The organism is Acetobacter sp. DsW_063 (assembly GCF_002153745.1).
In the GTDB taxonomy this organism is placed as follows: Bacteria; Pseudomonadota; Alphaproteobacteria; order Acetobacterales; family Acetobacteraceae; genus Acetobacter.
The window spans coordinates 1-3,532 of record NZ_JOPL01000135.1 but is presented as its reverse complement, the minus strand read 5'-3'; the positions used below and the strand labels follow the sequence as shown (position 1 = coordinate 3,532).

The 3,532-nt window shown below is 58.4% G+C and carries 3 protein-coding genes; 1 reads left to right on the top strand and 2 read right to left on the bottom strand.

The features are described from left to right. The first annotated feature begins 543 nt into the window (after positions 1-543). Positions 544-2,337, top strand: a complete 1,794-nt coding sequence (locus tag HK28_RS13225; RefSeq protein ID WP_233140553.1) for a DUF885 domain-containing protein — start codon at positions 544-546, stop codon at positions 2,335-2,337. 177 nt (positions 2,338-2,514) lie between these two features. Here HK28_RS13225 and fdhD read toward each other — a convergent pair whose 3' ends face one another. Beyond that, positions 2,515-3,336: a formate dehydrogenase accessory sulfurtransferase FdhD gene (gene fdhD, locus HK28_RS13220; RefSeq protein WP_086645003.1), complete on the bottom strand. Its 822-nt coding sequence runs from the start codon at positions 3,334-3,336 to the stop codon at positions 2,515-2,517. Beyond that, positions 3,333-3,532: hypothetical protein (locus HK28_RS14080; protein WP_369823667.1), on the bottom strand; the 200-nt coding region annotated here is incomplete at its 5' end. The genes fdhD and HK28_RS14080, both read right to left, overlap by 4 nt.

The window sequence follows — 3,532 nt, the reverse complement described above, 5'->3', positions numbered from 1 at the left end:
TGAATCACAGCTTCTCGCTCAGTTCAATAAATTAATAGGTCCTGAACCCAGATCTGAGACTCATAACCACAATGCAACTAGGCCGATTGCGGAAACGGAGGAGGTAAGGTGCCCTTCGGTTAACGGCCCCGAGTTGCAGTTACTATGCGTAGCCATTTCGTCGAGCATCGGGTGTAAGGTATTGGTTAAGAACCTACCGCTGAACAAGGCGCATAAGAACGACCAGAAAATCCCAAGCTTTGTCTATCGTGGTTCGTTCAGCAATGTCGGCTTTCATACAATTGTCACAGCCACTTGCATGTCCGGGATGAAGGGCAAAAGCGGCCCATCTCCTTTTCGTAAGCCCCTAGTCAGCCTGGAGCCCGTGTTGTGAGACCTGTTTCGCCTATCGGCTTCACAGGCCTCACAACATGGCAGACACGCGAAAGAAGGCATTTCTATTCGGCATTGACGCGGTCATTTCCATCCGGTTGCAACCATTCGTATGCAGATAAAAAATTTCGCCGGTTGTGACTTAGATACGAAGCGCGCGACGATTGGTGAGTGCGTCGCCTCCTGAAGCCTGGCGCACGCTTTGCACAGAGTTGCGCCGCAGATATCGTGCGCCCCATGAACACGCATGCACCACGCGCCGTCAGGCGCATCTTTCTGGCCGTGACGGTCTCAATGATCGGTATAGCCGCTCATGCCGCGACACCGGCCTCGTCCACACTCGATGCAATCGAGAAAGCGCATTTTGACGCCGAGTGGGCGGCGAGCCCGGTTTCTTCGACCCTGCTTGGCGTCCACAATGCCGATGGCGAACTGGACGACGTCTCCGTCGCTGCGACTGTCGCGCAGACGGCGCGCCTGCATCGTGAAAAGGATGCGCTGACCGCGCTTGACGTCTCCAGCCTGCCTCAACGGCGTCAGGACGACAGGGACGTCCTCGTCGCCGAGATCAATGGCGAGTTGCTCTCGAACGAGCGTATCCAGCCCTACGCGCATAATCCTGACAGTTATATTTCGCTCGCCACCAATGCGCTCTACAGCCTGATTGATCGGGACTTTGCGCCGCTTTCGGAGCGTATGAAGAACGTCATAGCGCGGGAAAAGCTGATCCCTGCGATGCTGGCGACAGGCGAAAGCCAGCTTACGCAGGTTCCAGCGATCTTCATCGAAATTTCCAAAGAAGATCTCGACGGAGCCGTGTCTTTCGTAAAAGACAACGTGCCCGAGGCTTTCGCCGGGGTGAAGGACCCTGCGTTGCAGGCGCAGCTACGGGCCAGCACCGCCAGCGTGCTTGACGCTCTGCATACGTTTGGAACGAAGCTTGAAAACATCGAGCCGTCCGGCGGTTTCGCGCTCGGCGCCGATACGATGAAGGGGATGCTGGCGGCGGATATGGTGGATGCTCCGCTCGATACGGTGATCGCTGCGGGCCGCGCGCAACTGAAGCGCGACCAGATCGCGTTCCATCAGGCCGAACGAGAGGTCGATCCATCCCACCCGAAAAACGCGCTCGTCGAAATCCGCAAGGACCACGTCGCGGCTGACGCGCTCAACCAACTGGTGCGCGATCAGTTGAAGGACGCCCAGAGCTTCGTGACGACGCATCGCATCGTGACGCTGCCCAACGCCACTTTGCCGGTCGTGACGGACACGCCGAGCTTCCAACGCTCCCTGATTACCGCAGCGACGGATTGGCCGGGCGCTTTCGAGACGAAGGCGACGACATCGTTTTACTACGTGACGCCCATCGATCCTAAGCTGGATGCGAAAAAGGCTGAGGAATCCCTGGAGGATTTCAACACGCCTTCGCTCCTGAACATCACGGTTCATGAAGCGATGCCCGGGCATTTCGTGCAGGGCCTGTACCTGCGCGCCAACCCTGACTGGACCCTGACGCGGAAGGGAGCACAGTCCTATTCCACGACAGAGGGATGGGCGCATTACACCGAGCAGATGATGGTCGAGCAGGGTTTCCACGCTCAGGACGCCAGACTGCATCTGGCGCAGTTGCAGGACGCTCTTCTTCGCGACTGCCGTTTCCTTGCGGCTTTTGGCATGCACACGCAGGGAATGTCCCTGAAGGACGCGACCGGAATGATGCAGCGCGAATGTTATCAATCGTCCGTCATGGCGTACAAAGAAGCGCGTCGTGGTACGGCCGATCCCGGATATTACTCGTATCTGCTGGGAAAGCTGATGATCCTGCATCTGCGTGAGGATATGCGGAAGCGAGACGGGGCCTCATTCTCTTTGCAGAGGTTTCATGACGGGTTGTTATCTTCCGGGTTGGTGCCGATGAAGATCATTCGCCGTGAATTGACCGGCGCCGACGCGCCGATGCTGTAGGGCGTGATCCATTCGCGGACCAGTGCTTGGCTTGTGCGGACATTTTTATCCGGTTGCAACAGCGAATGACGTATTGGAGCGTTAACTGTTTGCGCCGGTTCAGGGACCAGGCTCCGGCTTGTTGTCCTGGCGAGCATCGTGATCGGGCCAGAGGCTTCCCTCTGATCGGATGACGCTTTAAACGCCGGGGCCTTCCCTGTCGGGCGACGTGAACACCCACGCGTCGTCGCCGCGCGCCAGCGCCGCCAGCGTTTGACCGGCCTGCTCGGCCAGCTTCACGGCTCGCTCCGTTGGCGCGGACACGGCGACCAGAGCGCCAATCCCTGCCGCGACCGATTTCTGCACCATATCGAACGAGCAGCGGCTGCTTATCGTGCAAAATCCATCTGACATATCAAGATTTTTTCTCGAAATCGCCCCGATCAGCTTGTCGAGCGCATTGTGCCTTCCAACGTCCTCCCGCACGAGAACGATATCGCCATCGAGAGTCGACCAGGCCGCAGCGTGCAGCATATGAACGTCTCTGTTAAGAATCTGCCTGCCGCGTAGCTCAGTAAGCGTCCGTGCGACTGCTGCAGCCCTCAGTGCGGGAGAGGTGACGGGACGCAGTGGGCGCATGAGCGCGTCCGTATCTTCGGCGCCGCAGACGCCGCAACTGCTTCGAACCGGCATGCTCCTGCGGCGCGCGAGCACGGTTTTCATCGCCGCGCCCGATGTCGCGATTTCGGCGATAAGACCGTCTACGCCGTCGCGAATTTGTATTGAAGCGACCTCGTCAGGCGCCGAAATCAATCCCTCGGTCAGCGAGAAGCCGATAATGAAATCTTCGATGTCGCTGGGCGTCACCATCATAACCGAATAGGGGACGCCGCTGTAAATCAGTGAGAGCGGCGTCTCGTCCGCTATCGCCAGTCTGCGCGCGTCGTGTGAGTCGCCGCCCAGCCGGGCGACGCTTCTCCAGAACGCAGGATCGTAAGAGTTTTGGGAAGAATTCGTCATGACCGGACGTTTTTCGTATCGATGCATAAGGTTTGCCTGCGCGTGCGGGCCAAGGTCAGATCATGCAGGGTGTTGATGTTGAAGAAAGGGTCGCCGTCCTCGACGGAAAACTCGACGGCCCGCCAGACGCCGAGGTTTTTCATAAAATCACGGACCCGCCACACTGCCGATTTTCCTGCGTCCGGCCGAGCGTCCG

Excerpts from the sequence above, each read along its gene's own strand:
- fdhD (WP_086645003.1), bottom strand. The coding sequence starts at position 3,336 with ATGACGAATTCTTCCCAAAACTCTTACGATCCTGCGTTCTGGAGAAGC.